Origin of the sequence: Phenylobacterium sp., from assembly GCF_036502675.1 — a bacterium.
In the GTDB taxonomy this organism is placed as follows: Bacteria; Pseudomonadota; Alphaproteobacteria; order Caulobacterales; family Caulobacteraceae; genus Phenylobacterium.
The window spans coordinates 1-20,660 of sequence record NZ_DASXYF010000144.1 but is presented as its reverse complement, the minus strand read 5'-3'; the positions used below and the strand labels follow the sequence as shown (position 1 = coordinate 20,660).

The window sequence follows — 20,660 nt, the reverse complement described above, 5'->3', positions numbered from 1 at the left end:
GAGGCGCGGGGGCGGGGGCCCTACGTTCGCGCGCATGACGGATCAGACGGGCAAGGCGGGCCTCGAGGGGGTGATCGCCGCGGCGAAGACCCAGGCGCCCGGGCGCGGCCTGCCGCCGGTGCACCTGTGGCATCCCGAACATTGCGGCGACATCGACATCGTCATCCGCAAGGACGGGCTATGGTTCCACGAAGGCACGCCGATCGGGCGCGAGGCGCTGGTGCGGCTGTTCTCCACGGTGCTGCGCAAGGACCCGGACGGTTTCCACCTGGTGACGCCGGTGGAAAAGCTGAAGATCACCGTCGAGGACGCGCCGTTCATCGCCACCCGCATGGATCGGGAGGGCGAGGCGCTGACCTTCCTGACCAACGTCGGCGACGAGGTGCAGGCGGGGCCGGAGAACGGCATCCGGGTGGAGACGGACCCGGCCAGCGGCGAGCCCAGGCCCTACCTGCACGTGCGGCGGGGACTGGAGGCGCTGATCGCCCGGCCGGTGTTCTACGAACTGGTGGAGATGGCCGAGGAACGCCAGACCCCCGAGGGGCCGAGGCTGGGGGTGAGCTCCAACGGCGCCTGGTTCCCGGTGGGCCCGGCCGGGGCGCACCTGACGTGAGAGGCTCCCTGCCTGAACTGCGCGCCTGGATGGGCCAGCGGCTGGACCCGCTGGACGACGCCGAGCCGTCGGACGCGATGAATTCCGACTTCGACCTGAACCAGAACTGGCGGCCGGCCGACCCTGCGGCGCCCCTGACGCTGGCCGCGGTGCTGGTGCCGCTGGTGGAGCGGGCGGAGGGGGTGACGGTGCTCCTGACCCGCCGGTCGGACAGCCTGCGCAACCACACCGGCCAGATCGCCTTGCCGGGCGGGCGGCGCGATCCCGGCGAGACGCTGTGGCAGACGGCGCTGCGCGAGGCGGAGGAGGAGATCGGCCTGGACCGCGGCTTCGTCGACCTGGTGGGACTGTCGTCGCCCTACCGCACCGGGTCGAACTACCTGGTGACGCCGGTGGTGGGGTTCGTGCGGCCGGGCTTCACCCTGACGCCGAACCCCGGTGAGGTGGCGGACATCTTCGAGACGCCGTTCGGCTACCTGATGGACCCCGACAACTACGAGCAGCACGAATGGACCAACCCGCAGGGGGCGACCCGGCGGTTCTACGCCACCACCCACGAGGATCGCTACATCTGGGGGGCGACGGCGGGCATGCTGCGGGCGCTCTACGAGCGGCTCTACGGGTCAGCGGTTGCCTAGGACCCTCCTGGTCCGCGCCTGGCTGTTCCTGGCGCCCTTCGCGGTCTGGTTCCTGTGGCGCGCCTGGGCGGCGCGCAGCGGGCGGCCGATGGGCTCGACGCCCTGGTCGTGGCTGGCGGCGATCGGCGCGGTGCTGCTGGGCGGCTCGGTGATGGCCAGCGCGCTGTTCCGCACCGACAACCGCGGCGAGACCTACGTGCCCGGCGAGGTCGGCGCCGGCGGGGCGGTGAGCCCCGGCCGCTTCGTGCCCGCGGCCCGGCCGCCGCGATGAGCGAGAGCCGATGAGCGAGACCCTGGGGCGCCCCGCCTGGCTGACGGCGGCGAGGACGGCGGCGGTGTTCGACGCCCTGGAGGCGGCCGGCGGGCCGGGCTGCGCGCGGTTCGTGGGCGGCTGCGTGCGCAACGCGCTGCTGGGCCGCAAGGTGGACGACCTGGACATCGCCACGCCGCTGACGCCCGACATGGTGACGGCGGCGCTGCGGGCGGCGCGGCTGAAGGCCGTGCCCACCGGGGTCGAGCATGGAACGGTGACGGCTATCTCCGGCGGCAAGCCCTACGAGATCACCACCCTGCGCCGGGACGTGGAGACCGACGGTCGGCGCGCCGTGGTGGCCTTCACCGACGACTGGGGAGAGGACGCCGCGCGGCGGGACTTCACGCTGAACGCCCTTTACGCGGACCGGGACGGGACGGTGTTCGACCCCCTGGGTTCGGGTGAGGCCGACGCGCACGCCGGGCGGATCGTGTTCGTGGGCGATGCGGCCACGCGGATCCGCGAGGACTACCTGCGGATCCTGCGCTTCTTCCGCTTCACCGCCTGGTACGGGCGCGGCGTGCCCGACGCGGCGGCGGTGGCGGCCTGCGCGGCGCTGAAGGACGGGCTGGGGCGCCTGGCGGCGGAGCGGGTGAGCAAGGAGCTGCTCAAGCTGCTGGCCGCGGCGGACCCGCGGGCGGCGGTGGCGCTGATGGCGGAGACGGGGGTGATGGCGGAGGTCCTGCCGGAGGCGGCGGGGCTGGCGCGGTCCGAGGCGCTGGCGGCGCTGGGCGTCCGCGACCCGGAGCTGCGGCTGGCGGCGCTGCTGCCCGACGATCCGGCGGTTGCGGCGGCCGCCGCGCGGCGCCTGCGGCTCTCCAACGACCTGCGCGACCGGCTGGTTGCGGCGGCGGACGGCGCGGTTCCGCTGGACGCGGAGATGACCGCCGCCGAGGCGCGGCGGGCGCTTTATGCGCTGGGCGCGCGGACCGTGGCCGACCGCGCCTGGCTGGGGGCGGCGGCCGATCCCACGGCGGCGGCGGGATGGCGCAGGCTCGCAGCCCTGGCGCACGATTGGCGCAAGCCGAAGTTTCCCCTGAGCGGGGCGGACGTGGCGGCGCTGGGCGTGCGGCGGGGCCCGCGGGTGGGGGCGCTGCTGCGCGAGGCGGAAGCCTGGTGGGTGGAGAACGACTTTCCCGACGACCGGCTGGCGCTGCTGGCCCGGCTCAGGGCTGCGGCGGAGGCAAGGTGAAGCTGGGCATACTGGAGACCGGCTATCCGCCGCGGGAGCTGCAGCCCGCGTTCGGCGACTATCCCGGCATGTTCCGCGCCCTGCTGGGCGAGGACGCCTACGACTACACGACCTTCAAGGCCGCGGCCGGCGTGCTGCCGGCCGCGCCGGAGGCCTGCGACGCCTACCTGGTCACCGGCTCGCCCGCCGGGGTCTATGACGACCGGACGTGGATCGCGCCCCTGCTGGACTTCCTACGGGCGGCCAAGGGGCGGGCGGCGCTGGTGGGGATCTGCTTCGGCCACCAGGCGATGGCGCAGGCGTTCGGCGGCAAGGTGATCAAGTCGCCCCGGGGCTGGGGGACCGGGCTGCACGACTATGCGGTGGTGCGCCGGGCGGACTGGATGGACGCGGCGGCGAGCTTCCGCGTCTCGGCCTCGCACCAGGACCAGGTGGTGGTCCCGCCGCCGGACGCGGCGGTGCTGGCCGGCAGCGACTTCACGCCTTTCGGCATGCTGCAATACGCCGACCAGCCGGCGATCTCGCTGCAGCTGCACCCGGAGTTCGAGACCGGCTTCGCCAGGGCGCTGATCGACAACCGCAAGGGCTCCCCCTACGAGCGGGCGGCGGCGGACGCGGCGCTGGCCTCCTACGACGCGCCCGACGACCGGCTGCGGGTGGCCGGCTGGGTCCGGGCGTTCCTGGCGCAGTCCACCGTTGAACGCCGGAAAAGCTAAAGGTCGATCCCCCGGATTGAAGCGCCCCGAACCCCGCTCACCCCGGCGAGGGCCGGGACGGGCGGAGTTTGCGCCAGGTGACGCCGTTCAGGGCCACGCCGTCAGCGGCGGCATGGAGGAGAGGATCGACTCGACGTTGCCGCCGGTCTTCAGGCCGAACATCGTCCCGCGGTCGTAGAGCAGGTTGAACTCCACGTAGCGGCCGCGGCGGACCAGCTGCTCCTGGCGGTCGGCCTCGGTCCAGGGTTCGTCCATGCGGTGGCGGACGATCCTGGGGTAGACGTCCAGGAACGCCTCGCCCACGTCGCGGGTGAAGGCGAAGTCCTTCTCGAAGTCGCCGCTGTCGTGCCGGTCGTAGAAGATGCCGCCGACCCCGCGCGGCTCCTGGCGGTGGGGCAGGAAGAAATATTCGTCGCACCAGGCCCTGTAGCGTCCGTACCAGTCCGGGTCGTAGCGGTCGCATGCGCCCTGCAGCGCGGCGTGGAACAGCACCGCGTCATCGGCCTGCTGGCTGCGCTGCTCGTCCAGCATCGGGGTCAGGTCGGCCCCGCCGCCGAACCAGCTTTCGGCGGTGGAGAGGAAGCGGGTGTTCATGTGCACGGTGGGCACGCGCGGCGAACGCGGGTGGACGATCAGGCTGATGCTGGCCGAGACATAGGAAGGGTCCTTGTCCGCGCCCGGCATCTGGGCGGCCATCTCGGGGCTGAAGCGGCTGGCCGCGGACGAGGTGTGGACGGCGGCCTTCTCGATCAGCCGGCCCTTGAAGTGCCCGCCGACGCCGCCGCCGGTCCCGGTCTCGCGGGTCCACGGCCGCAGGTCGAAACGGCCGGACGGGCCGGGATAGAGATCCTGCGGCGCCTCGTCCTCCAGCCGCTCCAACGCCGCGACGACGCGCAACTGCAGGCTCTCGAACCATTGCTTCGCGCGAACGCGCCGCGCTTCGACTTCGGGTGGCAGGGTGCTCATGACGCCGTGGGCTTAGGAAATCCGTCCGTCTGACGCAACGCCTGCCCCAGGGCGAGCGCCGCCGCCGTGACGACGTTGAGGGACCGGGCGCCGGCGGCCAGCGGGATGAACAGGCGGGCGTGGGCGGCGGCGTGGACCTCGTCGGGGACCCCGGCGCTCTCGCGGCCGAACAGCAGCACGTCGTCCGGCAGGTATTCGAAGAACTGGAACGGGCTGGCCGCCCGGGTGGTGAACAGCACGATGCGGCGGCGCGCAACGGCGGCGGCGGCGCGGAAATCGTCCCAGCCCGCGTGGCGCGTCACCTGGGCGCGGGCGGCGTAATCCAGGCCTGCGCGGCGCACCGCGGCGTCGGACAACGGGAAGCCGCAAGGCTCGATGACCTCCACCGGAACGCTCAGGCAAGCGCCCAGTCGCAGGGCGGCGCCCAGGTTTTGCGGAATGTCCGGTTGAAAAAGCGCCAAACGCATTCTAAGCGATCCAGCCACGGGATCAGCCGGGGCAAACGACGAGTCGAGGGGGGTCCGTCTGCGCAATCAGCGTAGGGGGGTTTCCGCAAACGGACGTCGGCTGCAGCGTATAATTCCGAAACGGTGCTTTACCAGAGCCTCTGGTTAGGCCCAAAGGCGGGGCGGCCTTGTCATAAGGGCGTCGAAGGCCAGGGCGGGGTGTTCCCGTCTTCGCCGCAAACGAAGGGTAGCTTAAAGGTGGCCGACACCGTCGTGGGCGCAAATCCCGATCCACACGCCGCGGGCGACGACCCGAACCGGCGCGACTTCATACACATCGCAGCCTCGACCGCAGCCCTGGGCCTGGTGGGCGCGCTGGCCTGGCCGTTCATCGATCAGATGAACCCGGCGAGCGACACCCTGGCCTTGTCCTCCATCGAGTTCGACCTCGGAAAGGTCGAGGAGGGGCAGCAGGTCACGGTCAAGTTCCAGGGCAAGCCGCTGTTCGTGCGGCACCGGACGCCCAAGGAGATCGCCGAGGCGATCAAGGGCGACCACGCCCAGCTGCGCGATCCGCAGACCGACGAGGAGCGCCACAAGCCCGGCAAGGCCGAGTGGCTGATCCTGGTCGGCGTCTGCACCCATCTGGGCTGCGTGCCGACCTTCGGGGGCGGCGAGTACGGCGGCTGGTTCTGCCCATGCCACGGCTCGGTGTACGACACCTCCGGACGGATCCGGAAAGGGCCGGCGCCGAAGAACCTGGCGGTGCCGACCTACGCCTTCCTGTCCGACACCAAGGTCAAGGTGGGCTGACGATGAGCGGACACTCCCAATACGAGCCGAAAACCGGCTTCGAGCGCTGGCTCGACACGCGCCTGCCGATCGTGCGCTTCGGCGCCGACCTGCTGGACTTCCCGACGCCGAAGAACCTGAACTACTGGTGGACCTTCGGCGGCATCCTCTCGGTCTGCCTGCTGGTGCAGATCGTCACCGGCGTCGTGCTCGCCATGCACTACGTGCCGCACGTGGACCACGCCTTCAATTCCGTCGAGCGGATCATGCGCGACGTCAACTACGGCTGGCTGATCCGCTACATCCACGCCAACGGGGCCTCGATGTTCTTCATCGCGGTCTACATCCACATGTTCCGCGGCCTCTACTACGGCTCCTACAAGGCGCCGCGCGAGGTGCTGTGGATCCTGGGCTGCGTGATCTACCTGCTGATGATGGCCACGGCCTTCATGGGCTATGTGCTGCCCTGGGGCCAGATGAGCTTCCACGGCGCGGTGGTGATCACCAACCTGTTCGGCGCCCTGCCGGTGGTGGGCCACGCCATCACCACCTGGCTGTGGGGCGGGTTCGCGGTGGACGACCCCACGCTGAACCGCTTCTTCTCGCTGCACTATCTGCTGCCGTTCATGATTGCGGGCGTCGTCGGCCTGCACATCTGGGCGCTGCACGTCCCGGGCAACAACAACCCGATCGGCGTGAACGTGAAGTCCAAGGCCGACACCGTGCCCTTCCATCCGTACTACACGGTGAAGGACGGCTTCGCGGTCTCGGTGTTCCTGCTGATGTTCGCGACCTTCGTGTTCTATTTCCCCGACGTGCTGGGCCACGCCGACAACTACACCCCGGCCAACCCGCTGGTGACGCCGGCGCACATCGTGCCCGAATGGTACTTCCTGCCGTTCTACGCGATCCTGCGGGCGGTGCCGGACAAACTGACCGGCGTCATGCTGATGTTCGGCGCCATCGCCATGCTGTTCCTGCTGCCTTGGCTCGACACCTCGAAGGTGCGCTCCATGCGCTACCGTCCGACCGCCAGGCTCTACTATTTCATCTTCTTCCTGGCGTGCATCGTGCTGGGCTTCTGCGGCGCCCACCCGCCGGACGATCATGTGATCCCCGGCGTCAGCGGCTTCCAGCTGCTGGACTCCGACGTCAACTCCTTCGTCTGGCTCTCGCGGATCGCGGCCCTCTACTACTTCGGCTACTTCCTGGTGATCATCCCGGTCCTCGGCCTCACCGAAACCCCGCTGCCGGCGCCGGAATCGATCTCCGCCCCGGTGCTGTCGCATCCCGCCAAGGCGCCCGCGGGCGCTGCGGCTTCGCCTGAAAAGAGGGGTTGAGCCCAAGATGCTGCGCAAAGGTATCGCTCTCGCGGCGCTTGGCTTGGCCCTGGTCGCCGGTCCCGCCCTGGCGGAGACCAAGCACAAGGAGCCGGTGGACGTCTCCTGGAGCTCGGAGGGTCCGTTCGGCAAGGCCGACCAGGCCCAGCTCCAGCGGGGCTACAAGGTCTATCGGGAGGTCTGCTCGTCCTGCCACTCGATGAACCTGATGTACTTCCGCAACCTCGGGCAGAAGGGCGGGCCGTTCTACGACGCGAAGTACAAGAACCCGAACGACAATCCGTATGTGAAGGCGATCGCCAAGGACTACCAGATCGCCGACATCGACAGCGAGACCGGCGACGCCGTGCAGCGCCCCGGGACCTCGGCCGACAAGTTCCCGGCGCCGTTCCCCAACGAGCCGGCGGCCCGCGCGTCCAACGGCGGCGCCCTGCCGCCGGATCTGTCGGTGATCGTCAAGGCCCGGGAAGAGGGGCCCCGGTACGTCTATTCGATCCTCACCGGCTATCCGGCCAACCCGCCGGCCGGCCTCGAGGTCCCCGCGGGCAAGCACTACAACCCTTACTACCCGGGCGATCTGGGATCGGTCTGGAAGGGGAAGGGCAAGCCGCCGGAGGGCGGGCTGATCTCCATGCCGCCGCCGCTGGCGGACGGCAAGGTGACCTTCGACGACGGAAAGCCCTCGACCGTGAAGCAGGAAGCCAAGGACGTAGTGGCCTTCCTGATCTGGGCCTCGGAGCCCAAGGCCGAGGAGCGCAAGCAGTTCGGCCTGGGGGCGATGATCTACCTCCTGGTGTTCTCCGTGCTGCTCTGGTTCAGCTACCGGGCGATCTGGCGCAACGTTGCGCACTAGCTAGCCAGGGCACGATGATTTCAGGCGGAATCGCCCGCTCAAAACCCGCTCGCCCCGGCCACCGGGTCCGGCCGGCGGCCGGCCCGAGGACGAACTCCGAGGGCGTGACGGTGGGGGCGAGCCGACGCACTGCGCCAAGTCTACGCCCCCTCCGCCACCGGCTCTCCGGCCGGTGGTCCCCCGTCCTCTTCGGGACAGGGGAGGAAAAGGCGCCGTCGCCCTTAAGTTAGCGCCTACGGGCCTTCGCCGGGACGAGCGGAGGCGGATCAACCCAATTTCAACCCGCTCCAGCGGCGGCGAACCCCCCTCTCCCCCGATTCCGAGTGGAGAGGGGTGGACGCCTCACCGCCGCCGGGCGATCAGCAGGCGGCCGGCGGGGAAGTCGAAACGGAGGCGGTAGTGGGCGAGCACCGGCCCGCCGATCAGGCCGGCGGGGCCGTCCGCCTCGCCCTTCACGAGTCCCGTATCCACCTCCGGGTAGACGTCGCCGGCGAAGCTCAACGCCTGCAGCCGCGCGCGCCACACCCCGCCGGGGTAGAGCTCCTGCGGCTTGGCGGCCCCCGGCGCGGCGGCGAAGCGGTCGTCCAGCCGCAGGGACAGGCCGAGGCCGGTGGCCGGGGTGAAGTCGCCGGGCCAGGTCGCCACCCCGTCGGTGACGGCGGCGTGCACCACCGGCAGGCCGCCCGCCCAACCCATCTGGGCCTCGGCGGCCGGCGCGAAGCGGCGCGCCGTCGCCGCGGGACCGATCCACACCCGGCAGGGGCTGAAGCTCACGTCCACCACCTGGTCGCGCAGCACGTCAACCCCGATCACGCCGGCGATCGGCGTGGCGAGGAACACCGTGCGGGCGTCGAGGTCCACCACCGCCACCGGCTGGGCCGGCCGCAGCATGCCGGCCACCCGCACCTCGCCGGTGAGCGCCGTCTCCGAGAAGCCCGCGGCCTCCGCCTGGGTCTCGGCGAGCTGGGTCCGGGCCGTGCCGGTGTCGAAGATGTAGTCGCCGGCCACGCCCATCACTTCGGCGGGCACGATCACCACGCCCTGCTCGAACACGCAGGCGATCTCGGCGGCGCGCCCGGTGGCGGGCGCCACGGCGATGGCGGCGACGAGGGCGAGAGCGGCGGCGTTCACCGCCACAGCATAGCTCTCCTGCGCCATCCCTGCGACCGCGCCTTCGGGACGCCCCATTCCGCGGGCTAGGTCGGGACATGGCCTTCTCGCGCGCCTGGCTGAACTTCAAGCGGATGGAGGACATCACCGTCGTCGCGGCGGGGCTGATCTACACCGCCGCGGCGCTGAGGGCCTTCCAGCTGCTGCCAGGAAGCGCTGCCGAGGTGGCCCGCTGGACCTTGGGGTGGCCCAGCCTCTACCTGCTCGCGTCGGCCGTGGCGCCCCTGCTGATCGCGCCGGTGCGACGGGGATTGGCCCGCTACGTCTGGATGAGCTTCCGGGCGGGCTTCGGCCAGTCGCCGGGCTCGGTGCTGGCGGGGCTGGCCCTGTTGCTGGGGGCGGCGCTGCTGATCTACCGCGAGATGGGGACGGTCGCCCGGACCGGACGCTACCCGGCCAACATCTTCTCCGCCTACGCCGCCGGGATCGGCATCCTCATCGCCCAGGCGGTGCTGGTGCGGGCGCTGGAGCGGCGGCCCGAGGTGCGGGCGGAGATCGAGGAACGGTGAGGGGCGATCGCCGTCACATCTCCGCGCGCGGGCCGCTGGAGCGGGTGAAGAGCTGCAGGGTGCGCAGGCGGGCGAGGCGGGCGGCGTCGGCGTGATGGCCGCTGGGGGCCACGAAGGCGTGGCCCGCGTCGTAGAGGTGGATCGGCAGGTCGGGGTGGGCCGCGGCGATAGCCTCCACGTCCTGCGGCGGGATCAGTTCGTCGGCGCGGCCGAAGTGCAGGATCGTCGGAACCTGCGGCGCCTCGTCGGCGTAGCGCACGATGTGGCCGCCGTAGAAACAGGCGACGGCGGACAGTCCCCGGCAGCGGGCCGCAGCCAACCAGGCGGCGGTGCCGCCGAAGCAGAAGCCCAGCAGGAACACCGGCGGCTTCAGGGCGTCGATGGCCGCCTGCACGTCGTCCAGGCAGGCCGCGCCCCAGCCGGTGCGCTCGGCGTAGTCGTTGCGGACGGCCTGGGTCGCCGGATCGGTGTCGCGCGCTGGAAACCCGCGCTCAAAGCGGTCGAACAGGCTGGGGGCGAGAGTCTCGTAGCCGTCCTCGGCGAAGGCCTCGCAGAGCTCGCGGATATGCGGCGTCACGCCCCAGATGGCGTGCAGCACCACCAGGCCGCCGCGGCGGGCGTCGGGGACGGGGGCGTGATAGGCGGCGAAGGCGAAGCCGTCCCGGGCGTTCGCAAGCTGGATCGTCTCGCCCATTTCAACCTCCGGCGCTCTTGTTCGAGTCCGACCCACACCCGCTCACCCTGGCCACCGGCCGGACCCGGGGGCCGGGATGAGCGGGTCATTGGAAAGGTCGCGCCGCAGCCCGTCCAGTCTCAGACGTTGAAGCGGAAGTTCAGCACGTCGCCGTCCTGGACGACATACTCCTTGCCCTCCTGGCGGAACTTGCCGGCTTCGCGGGCGCCGGCCTCGCCCTTCAGGCGGACGTAGTCGTCGTAGGCGATGGTCTCGGCGCGGATGAAGCCCTTCTCGAAGTCGGTGTGGATCACGCCTGCCGCCTGCGGGGCGGTGTCGCCCTTGTGGATGGTCCAGGCGCGCGCCTCCTTGGGGCCGACGGTGAAGTAGGTCTGCAGGCCCAGCAGGTGGTAGGCCTCGCGGATCAGCTTGTTGAGGCCGGGCTCGGCGAGGCCGAGGGTCTCCAGGAACTCGCCGCGCTCCTCGGCGTCGAGCATGGCGATCTCGCTCTCGATCTGGGCGGAGATCACCACGCTGTCGGCGCCGTCGCGCGTGGCGCGCTCGGCGACCAGCCTGGACATCTCGTTGCCGTCCGCCGCCGAGGCCTCGTCGACGTTGGCGACATAGAGGGCGGGCTTGGAGGTCAGGAGCTGCAGCATCCGCCAGGCCTTTTCATCGTCCGGCGACACCGCAGCCTTGCGGGCCGGCCGGCCGGCGTTCAGCCCGGTCAGCGCCAGGTGCACGAGGCGCAGGGTCTGGACGCTGTCCTTGTCGCCGGTCTTGGCGCGCTTCTCCAGGTTGACCACCCGCTTCTCGAGGCTCTCCAGGTCGGCCAGCATCAGCTCGGTCTCGATGGTCTCCAGATCGGCGAGGGGATCCACCTTCCCTTCAACATGCGTGACGTCGTCGTCGAGGAAGCAGCGGGTGACGAAGGCCACGGCGTCGCAGTCGCGGATGTTGGCCAGGAACTGGTTGCCAAGGCCCTCGCCCTTGGAGGCGCCGCGCACCAGGCCGGCCACGTCGACGAAGTTGATCCGCGCCGGGATGATCTCCTTGGACGGGATGATGGCGGCCAGGGCCTCCAGCCTGGGCTCAGGCACGGCCACGTCGCCCACGTTGGGCTCGATGGTGCAGAACGGATAGTTGGCGGCCTGGGCCGCCGCCGTCTGGGTGAGCGCGTTGAACAGGGTCGACTTGCCGACGTTGGGCAGGCCGACGATGGCGACTTTCAGGGCCATGAGGTCCTCGGTGGGCGTGGATTGGGGCGGGTTTAGCGAAGCCCGTGCGGCTTGTCAGTCGTCACGGGCCGCGGCGCGGGGATCGGACTTCTCGGCCGGCGCCAGGCGCATGACCTCGGTCTGGTACTTCTCGTCCTCGCCGGCGGCCAGCAGCGGGGCGGCCTCGGCGCAGGCCTCCACCAGCGCCTGCACCCATGGGATCTCGACCTTGTGAAAGTCGGAGAGGACGTGGCCCTGCACCCGGTCCTTGTGCCCCGGGTGGCCGGTGCCCAGGCGGGCGCGGCGGAAATCGGGGCCTACCTGGGCGGTGACGGAGCGCACGCCGTTGTTGCCCGCCGCCCCACCGCCGGCCTTCATCCGGAAGCGTCCCGGGGCCAGGTCGATCTCGTCGTAGAACACCACCAGGTCGGCCGGCGTCAGCTTGAAGAACTTCAGGGCCTCGCCCACGGCGCGGCCGCTCTCGTTGTAGAAGGTCTGCGGCTTGAGGATCAGCGTCTTCACCGGCCCCGCCGGCGTCTCGATCTCGCCGGCGCGGGCCAGGCTCTGGAAGCGCTGGCGCTCCGGGCCGAAGCGCCAGCGCCGGGCGATGGCGTCCACGGCCATCGCGCCCACGTTGTGGCGGTTGTTCGCATAGCGCGGACCGGGATTGCCCAGGCCAGCGAGGACCAACATGCGAGCCCCCCGGGGGAACCCCCCAAAGGCGAGGCCCTAGGCCTCGCCGCCTTCCGCCGCCGCGTCGTCTTCCGCCGCATCTTCCGAGGCCTGGGCCGAGGTGCCGGCGACGGTGGCCACCACGGCTTCGCCGCCCGTCGCAGCCGAGATGCCGGCGGGCAGGGTCAGGTCGCCGACGCGGATGGTGTCGCCGATCTCCAGGCCGGTCAGGTCGAAGACCAGCTCTTCCGGGATCTGGTCGGCCGGGGCCATCAGCTCGACCTCGTGCAGCACGATGTTCAGCGTGCCGCCGCGCTTGATGCCGGGGGACTCTTCCTGGTTGCGGAAGTGGACGGGGACCGCGATCTTGATGAGCTGGTGCGCATCGACGCGGTAGAGGTCGAAGTGCCAGGGCTCGTCGGTCACCGGGTGCATCTGCACGTCCTTGGCGATGACCGGCTGGGTCTCCTTCCCGTACTTCAGGGTCACCAGGTGGCCCAGGAGCTTGCCGGTGTAGAGCGCCTTGCGGAACTCGTTGGCGCGCACGGAGATGGCCACCGGGGCCTGGGCGCCGCCGTACAACACGCCGGGGACATGGCCCGCACGGCGGGCGGCGCGGGCGGCGCCGGTGCCGACGGCTTCGCGCACTTCAACGTTCAGAACGATCTCGGCCATGGCCTTGCCTCAAAACGAAGCCGCCGCGCGAGGCTGCGCGGCGACGATCAGATCCGTCAAGGATCGAAAGGGTGCGGGTAATTACACGCAAGCGCCCGCCGTTGCAACGGCGGGGGTTGCGGAAATCTCAGCCCTTTTTCTTCGGCGTCTTCGGCGGCCCGGACTTGTAGGGCTTGGCGGTGTAGGTGACGTCCAGCGGCGGCGGCTTGATCTCCAGCGGCATGACGGCGCCCGAGGTCTTCATGATGCAGCGGCCGGTGTCCATCATGATGTGCTGGCCCAGGCAGAAGATGTCCTCGTAGTGCGGCTTGGAGACGGCCAGGCACTGGTAGAGGTTGAGCTTGGCCAAGTTCAGGCAGGTCCCGGCGTTGGGCTCGACGAGGATGCCGGAGACGTTGTCGACGTAGGGGTCGCCCGCCTGTCCCAGGGCGGCCAGGGCGGCCACGGCCAGGGAGCGGATCACCAGCGGGGTGTAGGGCGGGGGGGCCGGCGCCGGCGGGGCGGCGGTGCTCATGGCCGGCGCGCCGCCGAGGATGGCCTGCTGCAGGCGGGCGGTTTCGGTCACGTCGCCGGTCATCGGAGCGGCGGAAAGGGTCTTGGCCTGCTGCAGGCGGCCCACGCGGTTGGGCACCTCGGTCTTCGACCAGGCCTGGGCCTGGACGTCGTAGGCGGCCTGCTTGACCAGCTTTCCCTGGTCGTAGAGCTGGCGGCCGTCCTCGCCGAGGGCGGCGATCACCGCGCCCGCGGCGCTGCCGGCGCCCGGGAAGCCCACGGCGTAGGCCGGGTCGCGCAGGATGGCGTAGGTGACGTTCTGGCGCTGGGCGGGATCGACCGCGAAGGCGCGCACGCCGGCCACGAAGCTGGGGTCCTGCAGGGCCACGACCGCGCCGTAGGCGATGGCGCCGCGCACCAGCATGGGCGGGTCGTAGGCGGCGCCGGTGGTGAGCGACTGGGCGATGGCGCCGCCGTCGGCGAAGGCGGGGGAGATGACCTTGGTGCGCGCCATGTAGGCGCGGTAGCCGACGGCCTGCTCGATCAGCCGCGAGGAGAGAGCGACGGGGGGCGGGGCGGGGGGCGCCTGCGGCAGCGGGGCTGGCCCGGCGCAGCCTGCGAGGGCCGCGGCCAGGACGACGGCGGCCAGGGATGCGGCGGATCGGACCCGGATTTCGAACGTCATCAAAGGCCTTTCCCGGAAAACGCCGTCGCCTAGCGCCGGCGGCGGGCGAGATTGTGACCGGTATGCTTAACCCTTGCTGACCAAGCTCGGCCTTGGCGGACGGCTCAGTCGAACAGCTTCGAGACGGACTCCTCGTTGGCGATGCGGCGGATCGCCTCGCCGAGCAGCGGCGCGCAGCTGACGTAGCGGATCTTGGGGCAGGCGGCGACCTTTTCGGTGGCCTCGATGGAATCGGTGATCACCAATTCCTTCAGGACCGAGTTCATCACCCGCTCGGCGGCGCCGCCGGACAGGACGCCGTGGGTGACGTAGGCCGAGACCTCCGCGGCGCCGGCGTCCATCAGCGACTGGGCGGCGTTGCAGAGGGTGCCGGCGGAATCGACGATGTCGTCGAACAGGATCAGGCGGCGGCCGGCGACATCGCCGATGATGTTGGCCACCTCGCTCTTGCCGGGGCCCGAGCGGCGCTTGTCGACGATGGCCAGGTCGGCGTTCAGCCGGCTGGCCAGCGCCAGCGCCCGGACCACGCCGCCCACGTCCGGCGAGACGATCATCAGCTCGGAGGTCTTCTCGTAGTGTTTCTTGACGTCCGCGCCCATCAGCGGGGCGGCCAGCAGGTTGTCGGTGGGGATGTCGAAGAAGCCCTGGATCTGGCCGGAGTGCAGATCCATCGTCAACACCCGGTCGGCGCCGGCGCGGGTGATCAGGTTGGCGACCAGTTTGGCGGAGATGGGCGTGCGGCCGCCGGTCTTGCGGTCCTGTCGGGCGTAGCCGAAGTAGGGCGTCACCGCGGTGATCCGCCGCGCCGAGGCGCGCTTCAGCGCGTCGATGCAGATCAGCAGCTCCATCAGGTTGTCGTTGGCCGGGAAGCTGGTGGACTGCAGGACGAAGACGTCCTCGCCGCGCACGTTCTCGTCGATGGTCACCCAGACCTCGTTGTCCGGGAACCGCTTCACCTGCGCGCGGGTGAGGGGCAGGTCGAGATGCGACGCCACCGCCTGGGCGAGCGTACGGTTGGCGTTGCCGGCCAGCAGCTTCATCAGGCCCCCCGTGGCGGAGTTCAGGTGTCCGCGGGCTTTAACCAGCGGCGCGGGCCGCGGCAAGCCCGACAGGACGGGTTCGGACGAAGGCGCGGGTTTCGAGGTCACGTCAGCGCGATGGCTGAGAGCAGGCGGCCGTAGTCCGGCTCGCCCCGCTTGAGGGCGCGGCGGTTGGAATAGAACAGCTCGGGCTCGGCGCAGGTGTCGCGGCCCACCCACTCGCAGGCGCCGACGCCGGCGGCGCGCAGGCGGGACAGCACGAAGGCGGGCAGGTCGAACAGCCGCTTGTCGGCCGCCGCGCCGGGCCGGAAGAAGCGGGCGTTTGCGGCCTCCTGGCCGGTGAAGGCGGCGAGGAACTCCAGGCCCACCTCATAGGACTGCGGCCCGATGCAGGGGCCGACGGCGGCGGCGATGCGGCCGGGCTCGGCGCCCAGCTCGACCATGCGGGCCAGGGCGGATTCGACGACGCCGGAAAGCGCGCCGCGCCAGCCGGCGTGGACGGCGGCGGCCACCCGGGCGTCGGCGTCGACCAGCAGCACCGGCGCGCAGTCGGCGGCCAGCGCGCCGCAGACCAGGCCGGGCGTGGCGGTGACGACGCCGTCGGCGTGCGGCTGCTCCGTCCACGGACCGTCGGCGATGACGGCGTCGGGGGAGTGGACCTGGTAGGCGGTGAGCAGCTGGGTAGGCGCCAGGCCGAAATGGGCCGCGGCGCGCCGGCGGTTCTGCAGCACCCGGCCGGGGTCGTCCCGGGAACCCAGGCCCAGGTTGAGGCTGGCGTAGATCCCCTCCGAGACGCCGCCCTCACGAGTGAAGAAGGCGTGGCGGACGCCGGGCTGGTCGAGGAGCGGCGAGGTGATCGCGGGCAGGGCGGACATCAGGCCTCCTCTTGCTCCTCGAAGCCCGGCGGGGTCCAGCCGGGGGAATGCACGCAGGCGGCCTTGAAGAGCTCGCCCATCTGGTCGGGACCGGTCAGCCGCTCGAGCTGACGGGCGACCTGGCCGGCGCGGTCCGGCCGCGCGCGGCTCAGCGCGGCGGCGCGAGCCTCGATCCCCAGGCGGCGCAGGAATTCGCCCTGGGTCAAGAGGGGCGCGAGGCTGGCCCCCTGCCGCGCGGCGGCGGCGAGGACGGCGGGGAAGTCGGCGTGCACCGTCAGGTCCGCCTCGCCGGGCGTGGCCAGCGGGTCCACCTTCTGGTGGCGGCGAAGCGCCTGCAGGGTGTCGCCGGGTCCCGGCGCGGCCCGGCCATAGTCGATGAGGAGGGCGCAGCCGCCCTCGCGCGCCGCCAGGGCCCCGGCCGCGTCGCCGAAGGCTTCCTGCGCCGCGGAGACCTCCAGCACGTCGCCGGGCCGCTCCTGCGCCCAGCCGCTGGGGACAGGGGGCGCGGCGCCGCCGAGGCCGAAGGCGAGCGCGCCTTGCGCGTCCAGGCCCACCATGCGCTCGGACCAGCCCTTGGCCGTGCGCACCCACTGGCGGGCGGGCAGGCAATCGAGCAACTCGTTGGCGAGCAGGATCACCGGGGCGCCGGCAGGCAGGTCGCCCAGCGACTTCGCCCAGCGCACGTCCTCGCCCAGGCGCGCGCGCTGGACGGCGCGGAGCGGTTCCGAGACCTCCACCAGCCAGACCTCGGCGGCGGCCAGGAACTGCGGGACCAGGCCGGCGGCGCGCAGGACGTCGCCCATCAGCGTCCCGTCGCCGGGCCCCGCTTCCACGAGGAGCACGCGCGCCGGGCGGCCCAGCCGGTCCCAGCATTCCGCGGCCCAGACACCGATCAACTCGCCGAACATCTGGCTGACCAGGGGCGCGGTGATGAAGTCGCCATCGGCGCCCAGCCCGGGCCGCGTGGCATAGTAGCCGAAGTCGGGGTCGTGCAGGCAGGCCGTCATGTACTGGGCGACGGTGAGCGGCCCGCCGGCGCGGACCTGGCCGGCCAGGCGGTCACGCAGGCTCATCGGCGGGCCTGGCGGCGGGGACGTCAGGAGCGGGTTGCGCGACGGGCGGCGGCGGCTCGCGCATCCCGCGCCAGATCAGCCAGGCGCCCAGCGCCGCCATGGGCAGGCTCAGCATCATCCCCATGGTCAGGCCGAACGGGAAGGGCGGCAGGTAGTCGTCCGGAGAGCGGACGGTCTCCAGCGCCGTACGGATCAGGCCGTAGCCGACCATGAACATCCCCACCACCACGCCGCGGCGGTTGAGCAGCTTCGCCCCGTGGGTGGCCCAGCGCAGGACCAGGAAGAGCACGAGACCCTCCAGGAGCGCCTCGTATAGCTGGCTGGGGTGGCGGGGCAGGGGACCGGCGCCTGGGAACACCACGCCCCAGGGCAGGGTGGTGGGGCGGCCCCACAGCTCGCCGTTGATGAAGTTGGCGACGCGGCCGAAGCCCTGGCCGATGGGCTGCACGGCGGCGATGAGGTCGAGCAGCCGCAACCCGTCCAGGCCGTTGCGCCTGGCGAACAGCAGGATGGCGACCAGCACCCCCAGGGCCCCGCCGTGGAAGCTCATGCCGCCATGCCAGATCATCAGGATCTCGAGCGGGTTCTCCCAGATCAGCGAGGGGGTGTAGAAGAGGACGTGCCCCAGCCGGCCGCCCAGGATGACGCCCAGGGTGATCCAGAGGATCAGGTCGTCGACCTGCGCCACCGTGGCCGGCGGCGGACGGCGGGTCCACAGCTTCGGATTACGCACGATCGCTGTGGCATATCGCCACCCCAGCAGGATGCCGGCGACGTAGGCGATGGCGTACCAGCGGATGGCGAAGGGCCCCAGCCGCAGCAGAACCGGGTCGAAGTCGGGGAAGGGCACGCGGGCGACGCTCCAGGGGTTCGTCGCCCGTTTAGACGAGAAGGCCTTCGCTTTCATCCCCCGCGAGCCCATATTGCCACAGGCGGGACATAACCCTGGCTTCAGAGCTGTTGATGCAGACGCAAAATCCGTTCCTCGACGAAATGGCCAAGCTGACCACCGCGGCGATGGGCCTGGCCCAGGCCGCCGGCGACGAGGCCAAGACCGCTTTCCGCGCCCAGGCCGACCGGCTGGCGGCGGAGTTCGATCTGATCCGCCGCGACGAGTTCGAGGCGTTGAAGGCCGAGATGGCGGCGCTGCGCGCCGAGGTGGCGGCCCTGCAAGCGCCTGCCGCGCCCGGGTCTGACCCGAAAGCGCCCAACACGTGAATATGGTTCGCCCGGCGCAAGAAGCCGGTGACGGACGTGCACGAAACCGGACTAGGGTCAGGGACGCGGGCGAATCGCCGGGCGCCTCCCAGGCCCGCCGCCGCAAGCGAAAGGACCGCCGGACTCATGGACAGCCCTTTGTCTGACGACAACGTCCTCCTGGCCAACGACCCGCTCGACGTGGTCGAGCACGTCCTGGCGGCGGAGAACCTGGAGTTCGACCGCACCGACGACGGCGACCTGGCCTTCAACCTGGCGGGCGACTGGAAGGACTACGAGCTGTGGTTCGCCTGGCGTCCCGAGGGCGACTGCCTGCAGCTCTGCCTGTCCCTGGAGCTGGACGTGGCGACCGACCAGCGGGCCGCGGCCTTCGAACTGATCGCCTCGGTCAATCCGCGGGTGTGGCTGGGCCACTTCGAGCTGTGGAACGCCGGCGAGATCATCTTCCGCCACGGCATGGCGCTGTCGGCCGGCGACCAGCCTTCGCTGGCCCAGACCGCGGCGATGATCGACGTGGCGATGGAGGCGGCCGACCGCTTCTACCCGGCGTTCGACTTCCTGGTCCGCGGCTCCAAATCGCCGCAGGAGGCGGTGGCGGCCTGCATGTTCGAGACGATGGGCGAGGCCTGAGCCTCTCCGAAATCTTCTGGAGCTGAGACGGACGGGGTAAGCTACCCCTATACCGCTCATCCCGGCGAAGGCCGGGACCCAGATTCATCCGGAGCGCATGGTGGGTTTCACCCGGGTCCCGGCCTTCGCCGGGATGAGCGGGGTGTGGGGCCGCCAGGCTGGCGCGCAGGCGAGCGGAGCAGGACGAAGATGACGCCCATCCTGATGCTGGGCGCGGGCCGCATGGGCGGCGCGCTGATCGAAGGCTGGCGCGAGGCGGGGGTGTTCCCGGCCGCCGAGCTGATCATCCGCGACCCTTTTCCCGGCGCCGCGGCGGAGGCTGCGGCTGCGGCCGGCGCCCTGCTCAACCCGCCCGACGCGGCGCTGGCCAGCGCCCGCACCGTGCTGGTGTGCGTCAAGCCGCAGATCTGGCGGGCGGCGGCGGCGGAGGTCGCGCCGTGGCTGGCCTCGGGCGCGGTGGTGGTCTCGATCGCCGCCGGCGTGAAGGCGGCGGACCTGGCGCATGAATTCGGCGGCCGCTGCGTGGCCCGGGTGATGCCCACCACCGCCGTCGCCATCCGCCAGGGCGCGGCGAGCATCTACGCCGAGGAGCCGGAGGCGCGGGAACGGGCGCACGCGCTGTTCAAGCCGGTGGCCCAGCTGGTCGATTTCCTGGACGAGGATCTGATGCATGCGGCCACCGCCGTCTCCGGCTCGGCGCCGGCCTACCTCTACGCCTTCATCGAGGCGCTGGAGGCGGCGGGCCTGGAGGCGGGGCTGACCGCGGAGGCGTCGCGCGCCCTGGCGCGGGGGACCATCGGCGGGGCGGCGGCGCTGCTCACCCGGAGCGGCGAGGATCCGGCGGAGCTGCGGCGGCAGGTGACCTCGCCCGGCGGGACGACCGAGGCGGCGCTGAAGGTGCTGACCGCGGAGGCGGGCCTGCCGGCCTTGCTGCGCGGCGCGGTGGCGGCGGCGGTGCGGCGGTCGAAGGAGCTTGGCGGTTAGGGCGCGCGCCGCCAGGTCTGCGCCCGGCAGAACATCAGCACGCAACCATCGACCTTCAGCGTTCCGTCGGGCTTCAGCGCCAGCCTGGCGTCGTAGGTCCTGCCGTCCCGCGGATCGTAGATCCTGCCGCCGGTCCAGCGCCCGGGACCGGACGGCCGGAAATCGCGGATCAGGTTGAGGCCGATGACGGGGCGGCTGCGCAGGGCGGGGGCGGGATTCTTTTCGTCGCGCCGCGGCGTTCCGTCGTCGTCCAGCGGCTCCCTGAGCCAGACGACGGCGCCGCAGAGCCGATCGGGCGCCGCCGGGCAAGGTCCGATCCGCACCTTGGCGTCGCCGCCGGCGGCCAGCCAGTCGCCTTCGATCCGCGCGGCGGCCTGCGCCTCGCCGAGCGCGCCGGCCGCCAGGGCCGCGACGAGCCACACCGGGAATGCGCGGGCCCTCATCCCGGCAGCCGGATCACCGCCCTCAACCCCCCCAGCGCCGAACGCCCCAGGGCGATGTCGCCGCCGTGGCCGCGGGCGACGTCGCGGGCGATGGCCAGGCCCAGGCCGACGCCCTTCTCGTTCTGGTTGCGCGCCTCGTCCAGGCGGCTGAACGGCTTGAACGCCTCCTCGTAGCGGTCGGGCGGTATGCCGGGGCCGTTGTCGTCGACCAGGATCTCGACCCCGCCGTCCCACGACGACCGCGCGGTGACCTCGACCCGCTCGCCGTGCACCGCCGCGTTCATCACCAGGTTGGCGATGGCGCGCTTGAAGGCGTTGGGGCGCACGTGCATCGATAGCTCGGGGTCGATCTCGACCTGCACCTGGGCCCCGGCGCGACGGGCGCCTTCGGACACCTCGTCGATCAGATGGCGCACGGCCACGGTCTCCACGCTC

26 protein-coding genes are annotated in these 20,660 nt (G+C 71.5%); 12 read left to right on the top strand and 14 right to left on the bottom strand.

The genetic code is table 11. The annotated features are described in order from the left end of the window. Window positions 1–34 precede the first annotated feature (34 nt). The 5 genes from VGL30_RS18525 to VGL30_RS18505 are packed head-to-tail and all read left to right on the top strand — an operon-like array spanning window position 35 to window position 3,472. Entirely contained in the window at window positions 35–613 is a 579-nt protein-coding gene (locus tag VGL30_RS18525; RefSeq protein WP_331541508.1) for a DUF1285 domain-containing protein, read from the top strand. Next, window positions 610–1,251, top strand: a complete 642-nt coding sequence (locus VGL30_RS18520; RefSeq protein WP_414695054.1) for a CoA pyrophosphatase — start codon at window positions 610–612, stop codon at window positions 1,249–1,251. Before VGL30_RS18525 ends, VGL30_RS18520 begins: the two co-directional genes overlap by 4 nt. Further along, complete coding sequence (locus tag VGL30_RS18515) at window positions 1,244–1,522, top strand: hypothetical protein (RefSeq protein WP_331541507.1); 279 nt, start codon at window positions 1,244–1,246, stop codon at window positions 1,520–1,522. The genes VGL30_RS18520 and VGL30_RS18515 overlap by 8 nt, the downstream gene beginning before the upstream one ends. 10 nt (window positions 1,523–1,532) lie before the next feature. Beyond that, on the top strand, window positions 1,533–2,756 hold the full coding sequence (locus VGL30_RS18510; protein ID WP_331541506.1) for a CCA tRNA nucleotidyltransferase: 1,224 nt from the start codon (window positions 1,533–1,535) through the stop codon (window positions 2,754–2,756). After that, window positions 2,753–3,472: a type 1 glutamine amidotransferase gene (locus tag VGL30_RS18505; protein ID WP_331541505.1), complete on the top strand. Its 720-nt coding sequence runs from the start codon at window positions 2,753–2,755 to the stop codon at window positions 3,470–3,472. Before VGL30_RS18510 ends, VGL30_RS18505 begins: the two co-directional genes overlap by 4 nt. Window positions 3,473–3,559: 87 nt before the next feature. Here VGL30_RS18505 and hemF read toward each other — a convergent pair whose 3' ends face one another. Beyond that, window positions 3,560–4,438, bottom strand: coding sequence for an oxygen-dependent coproporphyrinogen oxidase (gene hemF / locus VGL30_RS18500; RefSeq protein ID WP_331541504.1), 879 nt, complete (start codon window positions 4,436–4,438; stop codon window positions 3,560–3,562). After that, window positions 4,435–4,905, bottom strand: a complete 471-nt coding sequence (locus tag VGL30_RS18495) for a tRNA (cytidine(34)-2'-O)-methyltransferase (protein ID WP_331541503.1) — start codon at window positions 4,903–4,905, stop codon at window positions 4,435–4,437. Before VGL30_RS18495 ends, hemF begins: the two co-directional genes overlap by 4 nt. Before the next feature lie 237 nt (window positions 4,906–5,142). Here VGL30_RS18495 and petA point away from each other — a divergent pair, with 237 nt between their 5' ends. The 3 genes from petA to VGL30_RS18480 are packed head-to-tail and all read left to right on the top strand — an operon-like array spanning window position 5,143 to window position 7,869. Next, window positions 5,143–5,697: a ubiquinol-cytochrome c reductase iron-sulfur subunit gene (petA, locus tag VGL30_RS18490; protein ID WP_331541502.1), complete on the top strand. Its 555-nt coding sequence runs from the start codon at window positions 5,143–5,145 to the stop codon at window positions 5,695–5,697. A 2-nt stretch (window positions 5,698–5,699) separates the two neighbouring features. Continuing rightward, window positions 5,700–7,016: a cytochrome b/b6 gene (locus tag VGL30_RS18485; protein WP_331541501.1), complete on the top strand. Its 1,317-nt coding sequence runs from the start codon at window positions 5,700–5,702 to the stop codon at window positions 7,014–7,016. A 7-nt stretch (window positions 7,017–7,023) separates the two neighbouring features. Next, window positions 7,024–7,869, top strand: coding sequence for a cytochrome c1 (locus VGL30_RS18480; RefSeq protein ID WP_331541500.1), 846 nt, complete (start codon window positions 7,024–7,026; stop codon window positions 7,867–7,869). Window positions 7,870–8,211: 342 nt separating this feature from the next. Here the strand turns inward: VGL30_RS18480 and VGL30_RS18475 are convergent, their stop codons facing one another. Beyond that, window positions 8,212–9,057, bottom strand: coding sequence for a hypothetical protein (locus VGL30_RS18475; protein ID WP_331541499.1), 846 nt, complete (start codon window positions 9,055–9,057; stop codon window positions 8,212–8,214). 20 nt (window positions 9,058–9,077) lie between these two features. Here VGL30_RS18475 and VGL30_RS18470 point away from each other — a divergent pair, with 20 nt between their 5' ends. Then, complete coding sequence (locus VGL30_RS18470) at window positions 9,078–9,548, top strand: hypothetical protein (protein WP_331541498.1); 471 nt, start codon at window positions 9,078–9,080, stop codon at window positions 9,546–9,548. 13 nt (window positions 9,549–9,561) lie between these two features. Here the strand turns inward: VGL30_RS18470 and VGL30_RS18465 are convergent, their stop codons facing one another. The 9 genes from VGL30_RS18465 to lgt form a co-directional block, all read right to left on the bottom strand. Next, entirely contained in the window at window positions 9,562–10,242 is a 681-nt protein-coding gene (locus VGL30_RS18465; protein WP_331541497.1) for a dienelactone hydrolase family protein, read from the bottom strand. A 119-nt stretch (window positions 10,243–10,361) separates the two neighbouring features. Continuing rightward, on the bottom strand, window positions 10,362–11,459 hold the full coding sequence (gene ychF, locus VGL30_RS18460) for a redox-regulated ATPase YchF (protein WP_331541496.1): 1,098 nt from the start codon (window positions 11,457–11,459) through the stop codon (window positions 10,362–10,364). A gap of 54 nt (window positions 11,460–11,513) precedes the next feature. Continuing rightward, entirely contained in the window at window positions 11,514–12,131 is a 618-nt protein-coding gene (gene pth, locus VGL30_RS18455; protein WP_331541495.1) for an aminoacyl-tRNA hydrolase, read from the bottom strand. Window positions 12,132–12,167: 36 nt separating this feature from the next. After that, on the bottom strand, window positions 12,168–12,785 hold the full coding sequence (locus VGL30_RS18450) for a 50S ribosomal protein L25/general stress protein Ctc (protein ID WP_331541494.1): 618 nt from the start codon (window positions 12,783–12,785) through the stop codon (window positions 12,168–12,170). Window positions 12,786–12,912: 127 nt separating this feature from the next. Next, a complete protein-coding gene (locus VGL30_RS18445; RefSeq protein WP_331541493.1) occupies window positions 12,913–13,962 on the bottom strand; it encodes a hypothetical protein in 1,050 nt (349 codons plus the stop codon). Window positions 13,963–14,066: 104 nt separating this feature from the next. Continuing rightward, on the bottom strand, window positions 14,067–15,002 hold the full coding sequence (locus VGL30_RS18440; RefSeq protein WP_331541492.1) for a ribose-phosphate pyrophosphokinase: 936 nt from the start codon (window positions 15,000–15,002) through the stop codon (window positions 14,067–14,069). 104 nt (window positions 15,003–15,106) lie between these two features. Beyond that, on the bottom strand, window positions 15,107–15,877 hold the full coding sequence (gene pgeF / locus VGL30_RS18435; protein WP_331541491.1) for a peptidoglycan editing factor PgeF: 771 nt from the start codon (window positions 15,875–15,877) through the stop codon (window positions 15,107–15,109). Further along, window positions 15,877–16,950, bottom strand: coding sequence for a class I SAM-dependent methyltransferase (locus tag VGL30_RS18430; RefSeq protein ID WP_331541490.1), 1,074 nt, complete (start codon window positions 16,948–16,950; stop codon window positions 15,877–15,879). Before VGL30_RS18430 ends, pgeF begins: the two co-directional genes overlap by 1 nt. Then, window positions 16,937–17,800 carry a prolipoprotein diacylglyceryl transferase gene (gene lgt / locus VGL30_RS18425; RefSeq protein WP_331541544.1) on the bottom strand — a complete coding sequence of 288 codons (864 nt, stop codon included), beginning with the start codon at window positions 17,798–17,800 and terminating at the stop codon, window positions 16,937–16,939. The genes VGL30_RS18430 and lgt overlap by 14 nt, the downstream gene beginning before the upstream one ends. A 113-nt stretch (window positions 17,801–17,913) precedes the next feature. Between lgt and VGL30_RS18420 the strand changes: the two genes are divergently transcribed. The 3 genes from VGL30_RS18420 to proC all read left to right on the top strand — a co-directional run bounded on the left by VGL30_RS18420 (window position 17,914) and on the right by proC (window position 19,782). Then, a complete protein-coding gene (locus VGL30_RS18420; RefSeq protein WP_331541489.1) occupies window positions 17,914–18,168 on the top strand; it encodes an accessory factor UbiK family protein in 255 nt (84 codons plus the stop codon). A gap of 126 nt (window positions 18,169–18,294) precedes the next feature. Continuing rightward, on the top strand, window positions 18,295–18,798 hold the full coding sequence (locus tag VGL30_RS18415) for a YbjN domain-containing protein (protein ID WP_331541488.1): 504 nt from the start codon (window positions 18,295–18,297) through the stop codon (window positions 18,796–18,798). Between the two features lie 189 nt (window positions 18,799–18,987). Further along, complete coding sequence (gene proC / locus VGL30_RS18410; RefSeq protein WP_331541487.1) at window positions 18,988–19,782, top strand: pyrroline-5-carboxylate reductase; 795 nt, start codon at window positions 18,988–18,990, stop codon at window positions 19,780–19,782. Here proC and VGL30_RS18405 read toward each other — a convergent pair. Further along, window positions 19,779–20,225 (bottom strand): DUF2147 domain-containing protein, encoded by a 447-nt coding sequence (locus tag VGL30_RS18405; protein WP_331541486.1) that lies wholly within the window; start codon window positions 20,223–20,225, stop codon window positions 19,779–19,781. The genes proC and VGL30_RS18405 overlap by 4 nt on opposite strands. After that, on the bottom strand, window positions 20,222–20,660 hold a 439-nt coding region (locus tag VGL30_RS18400), incomplete at its 5' end, for a sensor histidine kinase (RefSeq protein ID WP_331541485.1). The genes VGL30_RS18405 and VGL30_RS18400, both read right to left, overlap by 4 nt.